Raw genomic sequence first — 17609 nt, 5'->3', positions numbered from 1 at the left:
AAAAAATCCCTTTTCATCTTTTTTACATGTCCTTATTCAAGGCTAACTTATATAAAGAAGCTATAGTATGAATGTTAGCTGATTAATGACATCATTTCCTTTGTTTATTGAAAACGTAATCTCAGCTAAGCTCGTTTGGTCAGCAGAAAAAATGAGTTCATATGTAATAAAATACTCTGTGAATGGATGCTTCGCCCCTTCTCCTGAAAGATCACCATGTGATAAATAAGCTAATATATCGTCTGATAACGAAGTAAGCGGGAATTGAACGGAAGCTACCCAGCTTTCAGGTGTTTTGGTCCATGTAAGCCTTGAAGCGTGCTTTTCCTGTAAGGAATCCTGCAAAATCGTCAAATGATGATGCGGGAGTAAATAAGAAAACTCCTGTACATTTAATGTATGCTTCTGCTCATCATATTCTAAAATAACAGATTCATTCAGGTTTGTCATCTTAAATGAGCGGTCATCCCCTAGCTTTCCCACCATCTCCCACTCCATAGGAGAATGATATAAGCCAATTACCTGTTGCTCTTCTTCAAGAGCATTATTTATTGTATATGTCATCGTTTGATCTGGTTGATTCCATTTACTATACTCTTGCTCCACTCGTTGAATCAACACATTAAGATCATAGGAAATCTCCATCAATTTCCGCTGAACTTCAAGCTTTTCTTTAGCATTCTCCTCCATTGTATCCTTAATACCCTTCGAGCTACTCGTAGCAGGCAAATCAAGTGGCTTTTCTATATCCCCTACATCTGTTGTATCCGTAGCATTTTCCTGTAAATGTCCTTGCTCACAACCGATTAGAAAAGACACAAACAAAATCAAACAGGCAAGAAAAAATTTTTTCATAAAAATCCCTCCTTGCCATTAAGTATATCGTTCATGCCCTTATTTATGAGTACACTTTTATACTGGTATCATTTTTTAAGCACTGTAAAATATGTTACTCATACGTTCATGCTTTAAGGCTATACTATGCTTACCGCTTATAAAGGGGGGCTGCATCATTGAAAACACTACGAAGTCTTATCTAGAAAATGAGGCTTCCGATACCGATTCTGTCGTCCTTGTTAACGAAGCTATGCAAGCTACCCATGTATGGTTTGGCCCCACCTCACCTATACATGAAGCAAATGAGAAAGTCTTTGATTACCTGCATATTTTTTTTCCAAAGCATCTTTAGCTCGTTCCATACTTTAGAGTTTCGTATTAAAAATTATCCGACCTACCCTCAAATTCATTGTGCAGTGCCTGCATTTGCTTTAGTTTGTTTAGCTTATGTAGGCACACCCCTACCTTCCAAGCTCCTATAATTAATACTTTAATTTGCTTAAGCATTAGACCTGATTTAGCTTTTGGAAAGCTTGGTTAGCTTCATATATTATCCTTTCCTCATCTAAGAATAAACATTCCTTATTCTTCACAATTTGCTTTCCTTGAACATATACATCCTCTACATCCTGACCAGTGGCTGAGTATATAATATGTGAAATAGGCTGGTGCGCAGGCTGCAAATGAGCTTGATTTGGATTAATCGTAATAAAATCGGCTTCCATACCCACTTCTAAAGCTCCTACCTGTGATAGGAATACACTTTCCGCTCCCCACTTTGTTCCCATTCGAAGGGCCTCCTCAGCTGGAACAGCTAGAGGGTCCTCACCTGCTCCTTTGTGAATAAGCGCAGCTAAACGGGCCTCTTGGAACATATCCAGTTTATTGTTTGATGCGGCACTATCCGTACCTAGAGAAACTGTAATTCCTCTTTTTAGATAACTAGGAACTGGTGCAATACCTGAGCCTAGCTTAAGATTACTTGTTGGATTATGGGCAACCTTTACATCATACTGCTGTAAAATATCCATTTCTTCCTCGTTCACATGAACGGCATGTGCTACCAATGTCGGAAGCTCAAATACACCAAGATCTCGAAGATGGGCTACCGGTCTTTTCCCATAATCGTCTACATTTTGCTGCACCTCTCTAGCCGTTTCAGACATATGAATATGAACAGGTAACTGATGCTTTGCCGCTTGCTCAATAATATTTTGGATATAGTGCGGAGGACACGTGTATGGAGCATGCGGTGACATCATCGTCGTAATTCTTCCATTAGCCTGATGATCCCATTCTAAAGCAAATTGAGTAGCTTCCTGCAGCTTCCTGATTTGCTCCTCTTCTGGACACAACCCGATAACCCCTCTTGCTAGCACAGCTCGAATCCCAGACTCTTCAACAACCTTAGCAACCGTGCTCATATGATCATACATATCAAGAAAGCAGGTCGTTCCCGTTTTAAGCATTTCAACTACAGCTAATGCCGTACCTGCCCGAACCGTATCAGCATTAAATTGTCCCTCCATCGGCCACATTTTTTGCTCTAACCATTCTTTGAGTGGCAAATCATCTGCATACCCTCTGAGCAAAGACATGGCTGCATGTCCGTGGGTGTTTACCCATCCAGGCATCACCCACCTTCCTTTAAGATCAATGATTTGGTCATATTGCGCATTGCTGCTACCAACCTCTATTTCTGCATCGCCAATCTCAACGATTTTGTTATCCTCAATAACCATATACCCTTGTTTAAACCAAGCATTTTGCTTGTTCCCTGTAATAATGACCCCATTTTCAAATCTTGTTTTCATCCTCAACCATCCTTTCACACACGTTAGCTCATCAGATTTAGTTTTTTGTCTTATTTTCTTCTACTACTAGAAACCATTGCTTTATTTCATGAAGCATTTTTTCTTTATCCAGCACCTCAGCAGGAATGGCTGGCAACGAATCAAGAAACACTCTTCCATACCTAGCCGTTATCGCTCTGCGGTCAAACAGAATAACAATCCCCCGATCAGTCTGTCTCCTAATTAATCGACCAAAGCCCTGCTTAAAACGAATGACTGCTTGTGGTAACGCATAATCCTTGAATGGGTTCTTCTTGTCCCTTTTCAGCTCCTCCGCCTTCGCTTCGTAATAAGGAGTATTTGGAGGTGTAAATGGTAGCTTAACAATAACCAAACAGCTCAGATCCTCCCCTGGAATGTCAATTCCTTCCCAGAAGCTACTCGTTCCTAACAAAACGGCCTTCGCTTGGCTTTGAAAATTCTTTGTTAGCTTCATTCTGCTTCCGGAGTCTATTCCTTGTGCAAATAAAAAGATACCTTGATCACTTAAAGCCTGCTTAAGCTTTTCATGGGTCATCCTTAGCTGACGATGTGAAGTGAACAGGACCAACATACGTCCGTCCGTAATTTGAGCAACCTGTAGGATTGATTCGGCTAGCTCTGTAATAAAGCCTGCTTCATTTCCTTCACTTAATGAAGCAATATCCTCTGAAATAAATAATCTAGCTTGCTCAGCATAATGAAAAGGAGAGGATACCTTTAACGTTGATACATCCTCCTCCTCAAGACCAAGCTGGCTTTCATAAAATTTGAAGCTTTCTTTAACCTGCAGTGTAGCAGAGGTAAGGACTATACTCTCTTTTTTAGTAAACAAGCTTTCCTTAAAATATGCTGAGACAGATAATGGCCTTATCTGGAAAGACATTAAATGTTTATTATTTTGTGTCTCATACTCAAACCAGTATACATAATTTTTTAAGTCTGCCTCTAAAAGATGAGTAGCTAGCCATTCAACCTGTTCAAAAAGCTGCTCTCCTGTTCTTCTATAATCCTGAATGGTTTGCTTCTGTGACTGACTGATTTCACATTCCTCTAGCTGACCATTTAGCTTGTGAAAAGAGCTTATTGCTTTTAACCCTGTCTCTTGCACTAGCTCAGCAAGCTGTAGGGTTTGCTCCCAAAGAGGATCCTGTTCAGAATCATGAACAATTCGACTTAATCGTTTGTTGCCCTCTAGAGCATTAGCAGGCTTCTCGAGACAATACAAATGGAGCATAGTAAATAGTTCATCTACCGCTACCTTCAGCTCATGTAAAAGGTCAACCAACTGATTCATTCTGCTTTCAAGCTCTTCCCCCTGAATCAAAAGCTGAAAGATGGCATGTAATTGATAAGGCAACGCTTGACGATCAATCGTGATAAAGCGCTGGAAAAGAGAGTGAAGAAGAGCATAAGGCATTTTAATCCCCAAATGCTCCACAGCGATCTGCTCTAGGTGGTGAGCCTCATCAACAATAGCAAAATGATAGGGTGGCAGAATATGACCGAACTTTTCATCTGAAATCAGTAAAGAATGATTAGTGATGATCACGTCGGCCTGTTGAACATCACGTTTAGCTTTATAGTAAAAACAGCGTTTAAACCACGGACAATCCCGTTGAAAGCAGGAAGAACCTTCTGTTTGAATTCTTTTCCAAAACTCCCTGCCTCCAGTTGTCAGGTTTAATTCCTCAACATCACCTGTCGTAGTGCGTGTGAGCCAAACTAAAAGCTGGAGTTTGGTCAGGTCATAATCATAATTCCGCTCTTCCACCACATTAGTAAAGGCTTGCTCTAGGCGACTTAAGCAGACATAATGCTGTTTACCTTTAATCACACTAATTCGACTCGAAAAAGGAAGCACCTGTTTAATGATTGGCCATTCCTTTAGCATAACCTGCTCCTGTAAAGGGATTGTATATGTACTAATGACCACCTTTTCCCCGGAAACATAGGACCATAAGGCAGCTGCAAATAGATAGGCTAACGTCTTACCAGTTCCCGTTCCAACCTCGGTTAAGCCATGCTGTCCATTCCGAAAACAATGAATAATATGCTCAAAAAAAAGCTGCTGACCTTTTCGCACCTCATAGTCTGGAAGAACGGCTCCAATATAGTCTTGTAGCTTGATTGTATGTAAATCCTCTTCAGTAATTTGCAAAAGGCTTTTAAAAGCTTTGTGGGTCTCTTCACTTATATGGTATTGCTTAGTAGCCCCCTCATTCTCAGGATCTTTTCGTAAAGCTAAATGGCGATAGACTTCAATATGATGATCCTGCTGATTCGTTAAAGCCTGCTGCAAAATTTTAGAGCTTTCCGCTCTGCGCATCAGAGTATCTATATCCGAATGCAGGGTTTTAGCCAATGGAATCATTCGTTGTATAGTAATAAGAGGAAGCTCCTCAAGCTCAGCACAAAGCTGAATAAATAACTGAGCAGCTGCCATCGCGTCACTATCTGCTTGATGTGGATTTTCATGAATAACTCCTACATCGGATGAAAGCTGAGAAAGCTTGTAGCCTTCTTTTTCTGGCCAAATAATTCTTGAAAGCTCTACTGTATCTATAATAGGTCCTTTAAAAGGAAGGTACCCATGCTCCTCCAATATCCCTTGATAAAAGGATAGATCAAAATGTACGTTGTGAGCCACAAAGCAAGCGTTATCTAATCGCTTCATTAACTCAGGTAGTAACTCTTCTATAGAGGGAGCATCGGCAACATCCTGCTCTGAAATCCCTGTTAACTGTTCAATAAAGGCTGGAATCTTGACAGTAGGTCGAACGTTCGAAGAAAAGGTTTCTGTAATTTCACCTTGCTCAATCACACACAACCCAATCTGAATGATCTGATCCCCATCCTTCACACGATTTCCTGTGGTTTCAAAGTCCACCACCACATACTTATACTTACTCAAAAACTCCACTGCATATCACCTCATATGCTTCTAGCTTACAGGAAATTGAGAGACGTGTAAATGAGAAGCGAACACATCATCCACTGCACCAAGCTTCCCCTCATAAAGGTAGCCGAGTCCAATAACTAAAGGATGATCAGGATATTGTTTCTTTAATGTCATTAGATTTTTGAGTACTTTATTACGTTCGTTCCAGTAGATCAGCATCCAAACATAGGCTACTTGAAGCTCCAAATGCTTAGGGAATAGACTAAGTCCCTTTAAAAACATTTGCCTAGCCTTTTGCTTTTTTTGAGCTAGACCCAAATTCCAAGCCAAACCAAACCAAGCCTGAGCATCTCTGTTCATCGTATGATGGCGAGTCATTCTCTCATAGCATTGAGCAGCCATTCCATGGAGCGAGCCCTGTTCAAAATGCTGAGCCATATCCTGCAATAGAACGGGATCTTCTTGAATTTGCAAAGCTTCAAACCAAAAGGAAAGGGCTGCCTCCTGATCACCCTGTTTCATAAATACCTTTCCTAACATATAAGGACCGCGCCAATCCGATGGCATTAGCTCGTAATACCATCTCCATTGCTCTAGACAGCTTTCATATCGTTGCAGATGAAACAAGGATTTAGCGTAATTCGCTATAAAAACGGGTAACCACTCTGTTTGCACACTACTCATGTCAATTTTCTCAAAATAAAGGGCGGAGCGTTCATATTCCTTCAATGCGCCAGCCATACAGCCTAGTCCATGCAAGGCAAGCTGCACAATCTCAGGGACGGTAGATGTTTCGCTTAAAAAGCTCAGCTGATATCTAGCCTTACTCCGTTCATCACCGGCTAAATACGCATGAGCTAAAAATAATCTAGCCGTATCAAATTCAGGGTACTGCTCCACTGTCTTAACGAGATAAGGAATAGCGTGCTCAAACATGAGCAGCTCATACAAAGCAGAGCCTTTTTTCCAATCAGGATTTGACGTAAACGTTGCCGAATCCTCAGACTTGTACCATTTTTGATATAGATCAGCGATTTGCTCCTCTTGGTTTTCCCACATCCCTTCTCCTACTTCTTCACCTAACGGCTCCTTATCCTGTGGATGATGCTTCATAGCTTGAATTAATTGACCTAATTTATTTTCAAACGTCAGCCAATTTTCTACGATTTCCTCACTTTTTTGTTTTAAATCCTCAACCTCCTCCTCAAATTCTGTATGCGGAGAGGATTGTTTCACTTTATTATGCAACAGCTCCAGTTTTTCATTTAACGGCTTAAACATGTCATGAATCTCCATTTTCATTCCTCCCTTTTTTCACTCCACCTGCTTTCATCATTTGTATAGTGTGTGCGTTTTGCCAAAAAATAAAGCCTGCTTCGCACATTTCTTTGCGAAAACAGACTTTTTCATTAATAATTAAGCAATGGTACCATGCTGCTCATAATCCAATAGCTCCACCACTTGGTTTCCTTCTCCCATGATGGCTACCTTCGGCTTGAATTCCTTCACTTTATCCTCTGCAACTAAAGCATAGGATAGAACGATAACCGTATCTCCAGGCTGAACCAATCTAGCTGCTGCTCCATTTAAACAAATAATACCTGTTCCTCTCTCGCCTGGAATGACGTACGTCTCCAAACGAGCTCCATTGTTATTATTAACGACCTGAACTTTTTCATGAGGCAAAATATCTACCTTTTCCATTAAGTCCTGATCAATCGTAATACTTCCTACATATTGTAGATTTGCTTCTGTAACTGTAGCTCTATGAATTTTTGCTTTCATCATATGCCGAAACATAATGTGACCTCCTGATCGTTAACCTCTATAATAAAATTATCAATTAATCTTGTTGCCCCAAACCTGACCGCTACGGCCATAAGAATTTTCCCCTGAAGCTGAGACAATCCACCTAAGCTAGGGTACGATAAAATATCCACATAGTCAATATGTGCCATAGATACGGAATTTATTTTTTTGAACATATTCGCTTTGACCGTTTCGGTTTTCCTTTCCCCTGCTTCTACCTCTTTAAACCCATCGCGCAATGCTTCATATAGGATAGTAGCGTGCTGCCTTTGCTCTGAATCGAGATAGATATTTCTAGAGCTTCTTGCTAACCCATCCTCCTCACGGATCGTAGGGCAAATTATCAATTCTACAGGTATATTTAGGTCTGTAATAAGCTGATGAATGACGGCTGCTTGCTGAGCATCCTTTTGCCCGAAGCAAGCATAGTCAGGCTGAATGATATTAAAAAGCTTCGCTACAACGGTAGCCACACCATCAAAATGTCCGGGTCTAGACCTACCGCAAAGCTGTTCAGTTATACCTTCAATATGAACCTTCGTTCGAGTTGGGGCAGGATACATCTCTTTAACATCAGGGATAAAAACATAATCTACACCTGCCAGTTGAGCCATATTAGTATCCTTTTCCTCATCACGGGGATATGAGCCGTAATCTTCATTTTGTCCAAATTGCAAAGGATTCACAAATATACTAAGGACGGTAATATCTGCATGCTGCTGAACTTCCTTAATGAGACTAATATGTCCATCGTGTAAATAACCCATAGTTGGCACAAAACCAACCGTTTGTTGCTCAAAGGAACGTCGTATGGATCTCCATTCCTGAATCGTTCTTACTATTTTCATTTTGATGTATCCCCTTTTCCCCCATACAATTGTTCAATGACTTCCTCATTTATAGAGAAGGAATATTCTTCTGTGGGGAAGTCCTTTGTCTTAACTTCCTTAATATAGTTCCCTAGTGCCTCTGAAATGAACGAACCGATTTCAGAATATGCCTTAACGAATTTTGGATTTAAGCTACTTTTGTATTGGACTAAATCATGGAAAACTAATACCTGTCCGTCACATTCCACACCTGCTCCGATACCAATCGTAGGAATGGTAAGCTGCTCAGAAATAAGCTTAGCCAGTGGAGCTGGAATACACTCTAATACTATAGAGAATGCTCCAGCTTGCTCTAATGCCTTTGCATCCTCAATTAACTTTTGCGCAGAAGCTACGTCTTTTCCTTGAACCTTATAGCCACCAAGCTGGTGTACAGCTTGCGGAGTAAGTCCAATATGTCCCATAACAGGTATCCCGGCAAGAACAAGCCGCTCAACCGTATGAGCTATTTCTTGCCCACCTTCAAGCTTAAGGGCATGAGCTCCTCCCTCCTGCATCAGCCTAGAAGCAGCATCTAACGTACGATCAAAGCTCCCGTGATAGCTTAAGAAAGGCATATCCGTCACGACGAAAGCACGCTCCACCCCTCTTGTAACCGCTTTCGTATGATGCAGCATATCCTGTACAGTCACATGAACGGTAGAGTCATATCCTAAAACAACCATTCCTAATGAATCTCCGACAAGAATCACATCAATCCCAGCTTCGTCAGCAAGCTTAGCTGTCGGAAAATCATAAGCGGTGACCATAGCAATTTTTCCGTTTTCCTGTTTCATTTGCTTTAAAGTAGCTGTTGTTACCTGTTTCATTTTCTATTCCTCCTTTTTCTTTGTGAAGACAAACAAGCATTGAGGAGGATCGTCTAAGCAAAAAAGCCTGTCTGCACTTAATAGGCAGAAGGCTTGTAAGACATACCAAAATGTCCCTAACGATCCCTCTGTCCCCGTCCATTTTTTTGGTTCAAGGCAGAATCCATTTTCGTAGGTGTTTCATTATCAATACTATCTCTTGTTATACAAGATAGCTTTAAGGGTATTCATCATACGACACAGAGCTTATCATTACTCTGCTTAACTCATCAGATAATAATAAAACTTATACATATAGAGCAAAGTACAGTTCCAAGGAATGGATACCGCCTTTCTTACTCGTATTATAGCAGATTACGTTTTGGGTGTCTCTATATCTGCTGAATAGATTTTATGAATCGTTCCTTGCTCGTCCTCAAGCAGTAAAATCCCTTCGTCGGTAATACCTTTAGCCATTCCTGTATAATTCCCTTGTACCGTGCGGGCAGTAATTTGTTGACCTAAGGATAAAGCATACGTTTCCCATAAAGTTTTTATAGGAGAAAAGCCTTGCTTCATGTAAAGCTGATAAAGAATTTCCCATTCCTTAAGCAGTACAGCAATCAATTTATTTCTATCCAGCTTTTTTCCTTTTTCAATTCTTAATGAGGTAGCTATTGATGACAGGCTTTCGTCAAAATCCTTCTCTTGATGATTGACATTCATGCCAATCCCGATAATGACATAATTCACTTGATCAGCTTCAGCTTGAACCTCAGTAAGAATGCCACAAAGCTTTTTTCCATGAAAAAGGAGATCATTCGGCCATTTTATTTGCACCTCTAAGCCTATTTCTTGATGAATACCTCTTACTAAGGCTACAGCAGTAAGTAGAGTTAGCTGTGGTATCGCCGATAATGGAAGGTAGGGCTTTACCATCAGGCTCATCCAAATTCCCGTACCTTTTGGTGAATGCCAGCGCCTCCCAAGTCTAGCCTTCCCCTGTGTTTGCAAATCGGCAAGGATAACTGTTCCCGAGGCTGCCCCTGACTTTGCCTTTTCATGAGCAATCAGTTGAGTTGACATCACTTCTCCGTACGTATACATCTCTTTACCAACAAATTCAGTCTCCAAAAAAGGATGAATAGCGGATACCTCTAATGAGGAAGGAACTGCTTTAATCATATATCCTTGCTTTCTAACAGCATTAATCGTATAACCATCTCTCCTAAGCTCCTCAATATGCTTCCACACAGCTGTACGCGAAATACTAAGACGCTTACTCAGCTCCTCTCCTGACAAAAAGGAATCTCTGTGCTGTAGCAACTCATCTAGTACTCTTTCCCGATTTTCATTCATACCCTTCACTCTCCATCATAAAAGCTATCAGCCTGTCCCGTTCATTTTCTACTTCTCGATTCACAACAGCGAGCAGTAGCCTTTCTAGTGCTTGTTGAATCCATTGTCCTTTTTTTCTCTGCATATAAAGCTTAGCAAGCTCCTCGCCTGAAATCGCTAATTGTTCTATTGCCTGGAGCGGGAGGTGTTCTATCCTGCTACGTATTATTTCTTGTTCATGCTGTAGCTTCTGCTCAAACAAATAATCGTTAGAAGGAGAAGTCACTAACCTATTCATAAGCAATAGAAAAAACACATTTTCTTGACCAAGCTGAACAAGCATTAAATCCGAAAAATGAGTAGCTTTACGATAGGTTGGATAGGCATAGCAAAGCTTGGTTAATTTCCTTATCTCCCTACTCAAAAGCTTTGGAAGCATATTCTGCTTCAAGAAGTGTAATGCCTTTTCTTCATCGGCTACAAGGAATAAAAGCAACACCCATCTTTCCTTCTCTGACAGCTCTTGTAAGTCAAAGGTAGAAAAGCTTTGGAAGGCAGAAGTAACTCCCGAAAAAGGATGAATATCACCAGCAATACCCGAATCTAATAGCAAACGAACGCCCTGTTGCACGGCGTCAGCCTGCATGACTTTTTGGAATTCAACACTGATACGCTCTTTCGCTATATGCTGTAAGAGGAGCTTATGCCTCTTAATCGCTTCATACGTAGCGGATTGGATACTAAATCTTAACTGTGTACTAAACCGAATCGCTCTAAGCATTCTCAAAGCATCCTCTTGAAATCGCTCCTCAGGATGTCCGACGGTTTTGATTTGTTTTCTTTCCAAGTCAGCTACTCCATGTTCATAATCGATAATTCTTCCGTCCTTATCCATAGCTATAGCATTAATTGTAAAATCTCTACGCTTGCAGTCCTCTGCAAGAGTAGAGACAAATTGAACCTCCTTGGGATGCCTATGATTGGCGTAGTTCTGCTCCGTCCGAAAGGTCGTAACCTCTATTTGCTTTCTCCTCCACAGCACAGTAACTGTTCCATGCTGTAAGCCAGTTGGAATAGTTCGTGAAAAGAGGCGAATAACCTCCTCTGGTTTAGCCGATGAACATAAATCAATATCAGCCACTTGGCGATTGAGCAAAAGATCCCTGACACAGCCCCCAATAAAATAAGCCTCGTAGCCTCTATCCTCTAACCTTTTAATGACGTCTATCCCTGCTGAAAACCTTTCATCTAGGTCTAGCTTCATATTCTTCATCCTTTGCCTGAACAGCTTATCTATTTATTGTTCTGTAAGTGTTTGAAAATAGATATCTTCATAGATGCCCACCATTTTATCTGCTGAAAACATCGTCGTTGCTCGTTTAATGCTTGCTTGCGAAAAGCTTTTATGCTGTTCTTCATTCATCAATAATCCTAGTGCTGACTCTGCCATTGCTTCTACCTCTCCAACCGGATATGTAAAGCCAGATTGACCGTGATCAATAAGCTCAGGTAATCCTCCAGCATTAGATGCGATTACAGGCACACCACATGACATCGCTTCTAAGGCAACCAAGCCAAAGCTTTCCTTCTCAGAAGGTAATAGCATTAAATCCATTTGCGATAAGATCTCTGAGACATCCTCCTGCTTCCCTAAGAAGACGACATGCTCATTCAGTCCATTTTCCTGCACCCATTCACAGGTTCTTGATAGTTCAGGCCCTTCTCCAATTAATAAAAGCTTAGCTGGAAGTTTATGGACAATCTTGCGGAAGATTTGGACGACATCCGTTACTCTCTTAACAGGTCTAAAATTTGAAATATGTATAAGGAGCTTTTCTCCGTTTGGAGAGTAGCGCTCTCGAAGATCAGTGGAATCTCGTTTAAAGTACACTCTAGAGTCAACGAAGTTATAAATCTTATCAATTTCTTTGTTGATATTCAGAAGCTCATGTGTTTGCTTAATGAGCTCATCAGAAACGGCTGTTACTCGATCTGATTGTTCAATACCAAAGCGAATCATATCTTTCAACGTATCGTCATAGCCCAACACAGTAATGTCTGTTCCATGAAGCGTAGTAATAATTTTTATCGGATGGTGAATCATTTGCTTTGCTAAGAAGGCACAAATGGCGTGAGGGACAGCATAATGAACATGTAAAATATCAAGCTTCTCCATATTAGCGACCTGAGCCATTCGGCTAGCTAACGTGAGATCGTAAGGCGGATAACGGAAAACGGAGTAATGATTGACTTCGACCTCATGGAAAAAGATATTTGGATGGTATTTTCCTAGCCTAAAGGGCATACTGGACGTAATAAAATGTACCTGATGTCCTTTTTCTGCTAACAGCTTGCCTAGCTCTGTAGCAATAACACCTGAGCCTCCAAGAGTAGGGTAGCAGGTAATTCCTATTTTTAAGCGTTTTTCTGTCATACTCATCAGTACTCTCCCTTAAAACTATAATAAAGTTGAAATCAAAAGCGGTTCTTTTACTACAAAGCCCTCTGCAAAAGGAACGTTCTTCATTTTTCCAAATACTCGATCACGACCCTCTATAAATTCGATAAAACCATCATTTAAGCGAGTTGCCGTAGATTCTAGCTCTAGAAGGAACTGAGATTCATACGCTAACAGAGCGCTCTTTTTACCCTCTACATGCTTCGTAATATCTACAAGTATATCTGGCTTTTGGATACCATTAATAAAGTAATAATAGGTTTGCTGAACACGATGGGCTTCCTCTTCCTCTGTACTCATCTGGTATTTTTGAATACCCGCATTAAAGATAGCCTCCTCAACAAGATGAGTGACAGCACCATGATCTGGATGGCGGTCTTCCTCAAAAGGTAAAAAGACAATTCGAGGCTTATGCTCCCTAATAATCCGAACGATATAGGCGATTGCATCTCTATTGGATGCTAATCCACGATCAGGAAATCCTAAATTTACTCTTTTCACTACACCTAAGCGATTAGCTGCTTCTTGGGCTTCCTCCTGTCTTTTTGTCACCGTTCCATTGGAAGAAAGCTCTGCCATTGTCAAATCACAAATTCCTACTTTATAGCCCTCTGCTACATGCTTTAGAATCGTTCCTGCCATGCCAATCTCAACATCATCTGGATGAGCTCCAAAGCATAAAATATCTAAATGATCTGTACTCATGTACGACCCTCCTCCGTCTTGTTCGGATTAACAACCTTCCTCCAATCAATATCCCCTTGTTCTATTGATTTGACTAAAACCTCTGCTGTAGCCATATTTGTTGCTAAAGGAACACCATAGACATCACATAATCTTAATAAAGCAATAATATCTGGCTCATGCGGCTGAGCGGTTAACGGATCTCTGAAAAATAGAACAACATCCATTCGGTTTTCTGCAATCATCGCTCCAATTTGCTGATCCCCCCCTAATGGTCCAGACATTAAGCGATTAATTTCTAAAGATGTATTTTGCATGATAAGCTTTCCTGTAGTTCCCGTTGCATAAAGTGTATGCTCTTTAAGGATTGGCTCATACGCCAAAGCAAAATGAATCATATCCTGCTTCTTCTGATCATGTGCAATTAAGGCAATATTCATTTAAGACACCCTCTTAATCGATAATTTTGTCTAAGCCATACACTAGCTCTTCTAAGTGCATTACTTTTTTGATGGCAAGATTAATCCCTGGCATAAAAGAGGAGCGATCAATCGAATCATGTCGTAAAGTTAAGGTCTGCCCTTCCCCTCCAAAAATCACCTGCTGATGGGCAACTAGACCTGGCAAGCGAACACTATGGATAGGAAAGCCTTGAAAGAACGCTCCACGAGCTCCATCTATTTCTTCTTTTTCTTCAGGATGTCCTTGGCGATGCTCTTCTCTGACCTCACTAATCATCTCAGCCGTCTTAATCGCTGTTCCTGAAGGAGCGTCAAGCTTCTGATTGTGGTGCATCTCAATGATCTCCACATCCGGCATGTATTTCGCTGCCTGCTTAGCAAATTTCATCATTAGTATGGCTCCAATAGCAAAGTTTGGAGCAATTAAAGCTCCCGTTTGCTGCTGCTGGCAAAGCTCCGATAGCTCAGTAATGTCTTGAGCTGAGAACCCTGTTGTTCCTACCACAGGACGCACCTGTTTATTCAGGGCTAGCTCCATATTTCTACGTCCACTTTGTGGTGTAGTGAGGTCAACTAACACATCAGCCTCATACTGCTCCAACGCTTGCTCTAAATCATTGTGCATAGGAACGCCAATATGTCCTAGACCGATAACTTCCCCGACATCTACACCATCCAATTTGGAATCAATTCCACAGGCCAACTGTAGTTCAGAATCCTTGAGTATCATTTTTACAGCCTCTGTACCCATTCTCCCTTTGGCTCCTGCTACGATTACTTTTATAGCCATTCCCTTCACTCCTGTTGTATTATCATTATCTTTGCATTATCATAGATTTGTATCGTTTGACCTTATATTGGTTATCTCTTAAATTGTACTACACTCTTTCCTACTTTACCATGTAAGAGGTCGTTCAATAGCTGTCACTTATTTATACATACAATTTCACATTTTAAAAGGAGCACGATCTATGCCACTTAGAATTAAAAACATCATTATGATCCTATTAGGCAGTGCTATATTTGCCTTTGGTTTGAATTACTTCAACATAGCCAACCAGCTAGTTGAGGGTGGGTTTACGGGGATTACACTTTTACTAAAGTATGTGTTCGACTTTAATCCTGCTATCACTAACCTTGTTTTAAATATCCCTTTGTTTTTTATTGGACTAAAGGTTCTAGGGAAAAATTCATTTATCTATACGATTATAGGAACCTTAGCCGTTTCATTATTTCTTTGGATTTTTCAGGGAATGGGGCTCTATTTAGGAGATGATTTACTTCTTGCCGCCCTGTACGCAGGAGTAACAGCTGGAATCGGTTTAGGCATTGTCTTCCGCTTTGGGGGAACAACTGGTGGTGTTGATATCATCGCGAGGCTTTGCTTTAAATATTTCGGCTGGAGTATTGGTCGTACTATGTTTGCTTTTGACGTGGCTGTTATCGCCATTTCGCTTATCTATTTAGAGCATAAGCTGGCCATGTATACCATCATTGCGGTGTTTGTTGGAGCTAGAGTGATTGATTTTGTGCAGGAAGGAGCCTATGCAGCAAAATCAGTGTTTATTGTTTCCGATCACCCTGCAAAGATATCCGATTGCATTATGAAGGAAATGGAGAGAGGAACAACACTGCTAAAGGGACTAGGCGGTTATACCGGGAGCCAAAAAGAAGTCCTTTATTGTGTGGTAAGTAGAAATGAGCTTATGCGCTTGAAAAATATTGTTAAAAAGATCGACCCATACGCCTTTCTTGCTGTAAGCGATGTGCATGATGTTCTTGGAGAAGGCTTTACTCATGATGAACAAAAAAGACCACTACGTGAGGAATAATAAAGACGCATCCACTCCCACTTTTTCTGTGGTAGGGATGCGTCTTTCTTTGTCTATAGGTCTTTAATCAGTATGCAGGGATACCCTTTTGGAATATACCTCTAAATTTCTTATGCTTAATTAGAAGAACGATAGATGTAAATCAGTCTTACCAGTTCGAGAACAGCAGCTGCTGCAGCGGCAACATAAGTTAAAGCTGCGGCATCTAACACTTTGCGAGTACCTCGCTCTTCTTCGTTCCTGATAAAGCCCTGAGCTACCACAAGCTGCATCGCTCTACTACTAGCGTTAAATTCAACAGGGAGTGTAATGATTTGAAACAATACAGCAGCGGAGAAAAACACTATTCCTAACAGTAAAAGCGATTGAAATTGTGAAAAGATTAAGCCAGCTAGGATGAGTGGAAAAGCTGCCTTTGAACCAAAATTCGCAACCGGAACCAAAGCATGTCTGAAACGCAGAAAAGCATAACCTTCAGAGTCCTGTATGGCGTGACCAACTTCATGAGCAGCAATAGCCGTTCCAGCTAAGCTTGTGCCATGATAGTTATCAGTGGATAACCGTACAACTTTAGCTTGAGGATCATAATGATCACTAAGCTGCCCTCTTACTTCCTCTACACGAATATCAAAGAGGCCGTTAGTATCTAGAATTCTCCTTGCCACCTCAGCACCAGTCATATGTGATGAAGAGGCAATTCTCGAATATTTGCTATAAGCTGACCGAACCTTATATTGGGCGTACAGAGAAAGAAGAATAGCTGGTATTATTGTATAGAAAAAAATCATGGTGTTGCCTCCTTCCTTATGAATATATCCTATCTTTAATTCTATTATAGAATTAATGGTCAGAGTTAGTCAATATTTTGATTCTTGCTTGATATTTGTTTCCATGAGAGCTGCTTTTGATCACGTTCTCCTTTGTATTTTCTCCATCCTACATAGCCTAATACAGCACATATGATGGAAGTAAAGCCGATCAACAGAAAGATAAAAGATTGAAGCTGATTTGTTCTTTGAAAGAAAGCCAGCTTTAATTGCTGTTCAAAGGATTGAAGGACATTCAGTGTTTGATCCTTATTCTTCCAACGCTCAGAGCTATTTTTCGTGAGAAAAGCCACTTGAGAATCTAACTGCTCAACGACCCCCTGCTTATGGCTAACAAACAAAGCCGGACGAACGAGCTGATACATATTTTCAAGTTCATTTAATTTTTTATAAAAAGCTTCACGCTGATTTTGTTCAATAGTTTGACGCAGATCTTCAATGGCCTTACTGAGTGAAGGGTATGCATTTAACCATAATGGTTGTTGTTTATGAGAAACGGCATCTAAGGTTAGTCTAAGCTGCCACGCCCTTCTTTCAATATTTTTAGGATCAGGTTGAACTTGATTAAGAGCATATTTTGCCTGAACAACTAATCCCGTCAATAAATTAGCTTGATCCAACCTCTCAACATAATCTCCTAGCTCAAGATTAAGGAGCTGTTCTTCTAATTGGGTTACCTGCTCCCTCGCTGCAGCGAAATCATTTTTTCTAACAAGTGTCAAGGCTTCAGACGCTAGCTCATTAAGCCTCTGCCATTCTTCATGCTGAGTCTCCCCTTGCTGCCCTTGAACAACTTGGAGATCTAAGCCCGAGTTTGTTTTCCCTAATACAGTTGAGGAAATATATAAAACAATAAAAAGGAACAGAATATTTGATACATACAAGATAAACTTAGATCTTTTCATTTGCTACCCCTCCCTACTACTTTCATAGTATGGACACGAGGACAAG

The 17609-nt window shown here is 40.7% G+C and carries 16 protein-coding genes; 1 reads left to right on the top strand and 15 read right to left on the bottom strand.

Features of this window, described 5'->3' with window-relative positions; all coding sequences use genetic code 11:
• Positions 1-60 precede the first annotated feature (60 nt).
• The 13 genes from J2S11_RS06910 to dapB all read right to left on the bottom strand — a co-directional run bounded on the left by J2S11_RS06910 (position 61) and on the right by dapB (position 14789).
• The gene (locus J2S11_RS06910; protein WP_307392706.1) at positions 61-855 is read right to left on the bottom strand and encodes a hypothetical protein; all 795 of its coding nucleotides are present in this window, start codon (positions 853-855) and stop codon (positions 61-63) included.
• A 488-nt stretch (positions 856-1343) separates the two neighbouring features.
• Positions 1344-2651: an amidohydrolase gene (locus tag J2S11_RS06905; RefSeq protein WP_307392703.1), complete on the bottom strand. Its 1308-nt coding sequence runs from the start codon at positions 2649-2651 to the stop codon at positions 1344-1346.
• Between the two features lie 37 nt (positions 2652-2688).
• Complete coding sequence (gene dinG, locus J2S11_RS06900; RefSeq protein WP_307392701.1) at positions 2689-5592, bottom strand: ATP-dependent DNA helicase DinG; 2904 nt, start codon at positions 5590-5592, stop codon at positions 2689-2691.
• 21 nt (positions 5593-5613) lie between these two features.
• Complete coding sequence (locus J2S11_RS06895) at positions 5614-6867, bottom strand: tetratricopeptide repeat protein (protein WP_307392699.1); 1254 nt, start codon at positions 6865-6867, stop codon at positions 5614-5616.
• Positions 6868-6987: 120 nt separating this feature from the next.
• Positions 6988-7371 (bottom strand): aspartate 1-decarboxylase, encoded by a 384-nt coding sequence (gene panD / locus J2S11_RS06890; protein ID WP_307392697.1) that lies wholly within the window; start codon positions 7369-7371, stop codon positions 6988-6990.
• A complete protein-coding gene (gene panC / locus J2S11_RS06885; RefSeq protein ID WP_307392695.1) occupies positions 7356-8228 on the bottom strand; it encodes a pantoate--beta-alanine ligase in 873 nt (290 codons plus the stop codon). The genes panD and panC overlap by 16 nt, the downstream gene beginning before the upstream one ends.
• On the bottom strand, positions 8225-9079 hold the full coding sequence (gene panB / locus J2S11_RS06880; RefSeq protein WP_307392693.1) for a 3-methyl-2-oxobutanoate hydroxymethyltransferase: 855 nt from the start codon (positions 9077-9079) through the stop codon (positions 8225-8227). Before panB ends, panC begins: the two co-directional genes overlap by 4 nt.
• Positions 9080-9433: 354 nt before the next feature.
• Complete coding sequence (locus J2S11_RS06875) at positions 9434-10417, bottom strand: biotin--[acetyl-CoA-carboxylase] ligase (RefSeq protein WP_307392691.1); 984 nt, start codon at positions 10415-10417, stop codon at positions 9434-9436.
• A complete protein-coding gene (locus tag J2S11_RS06870) occupies positions 10410-11660 on the bottom strand; it encodes a CCA tRNA nucleotidyltransferase (RefSeq protein ID WP_307392689.1) in 1251 nt (416 codons plus the stop codon). The genes J2S11_RS06875 and J2S11_RS06870 overlap by 8 nt, the downstream gene beginning before the upstream one ends.
• A 33-nt stretch (positions 11661-11693) precedes the next feature.
• Positions 11694-12836 carry an N-acetyl-alpha-D-glucosaminyl L-malate synthase BshA gene (gene bshA / locus J2S11_RS06865; RefSeq protein ID WP_307392687.1) on the bottom strand — a complete coding sequence of 381 codons (1143 nt, stop codon included), beginning with the start codon at positions 12834-12836 and terminating at the stop codon, positions 11694-11696.
• An 18-nt stretch (positions 12837-12854) separates the two neighbouring features.
• Complete coding sequence (gene bshB1, locus J2S11_RS06860; protein ID WP_307392685.1) at positions 12855-13559, bottom strand: bacillithiol biosynthesis deacetylase BshB1; 705 nt, start codon at positions 13557-13559, stop codon at positions 12855-12857.
• Complete coding sequence (locus tag J2S11_RS06855) at positions 13556-13978, bottom strand: methylglyoxal synthase (protein WP_307392683.1); 423 nt, start codon at positions 13976-13978, stop codon at positions 13556-13558. The genes bshB1 and J2S11_RS06855 overlap by 4 nt, the downstream gene beginning before the upstream one ends.
• Before the next feature lie 13 nt (positions 13979-13991).
• Complete coding sequence (gene dapB, locus J2S11_RS06850) at positions 13992-14789, bottom strand: 4-hydroxy-tetrahydrodipicolinate reductase (RefSeq protein WP_307392681.1); 798 nt, start codon at positions 14787-14789, stop codon at positions 13992-13994.
• 181 nt (positions 14790-14970) lie between these two features.
• Here dapB and J2S11_RS06845 point away from each other — a divergent pair, with 181 nt between their 5' ends.
• A complete protein-coding gene (locus tag J2S11_RS06845; RefSeq protein ID WP_307392679.1) occupies positions 14971-15831 on the top strand; it encodes a YitT family protein in 861 nt (286 codons plus the stop codon).
• 116 nt (positions 15832-15947) lie between these two features.
• Here the strand turns inward: J2S11_RS06845 and J2S11_RS06840 are convergent, their stop codons facing one another.
• The gene (locus J2S11_RS06840; protein WP_307392677.1) at positions 15948-16619 is read right to left on the bottom strand and encodes a zinc metallopeptidase; all 672 of its coding nucleotides are present in this window, start codon (positions 16617-16619) and stop codon (positions 15948-15950) included.
• A 65-nt stretch (positions 16620-16684) separates the two neighbouring features.
• On the bottom strand, positions 16685-17563 hold the full coding sequence (locus J2S11_RS06835; protein ID WP_307392676.1) for a sporulation protein YpjB: 879 nt from the start codon (positions 17561-17563) through the stop codon (positions 16685-16687).
• Positions 17564-17609: the final 46 nt, after the last annotated feature.

It is taken from the genome of Bacillus horti (assembly GCF_030813115.1).
In the GTDB taxonomy this organism is placed as follows: Bacteria; Bacillota; Bacilli; order Caldalkalibacillales; family JCM-10596; genus Bacillus_CH; species Bacillus_CH horti.
Note: the sequence above shows the minus strand (reverse complement) of the source record. Positions and strands in the feature narration are given on the sequence as shown.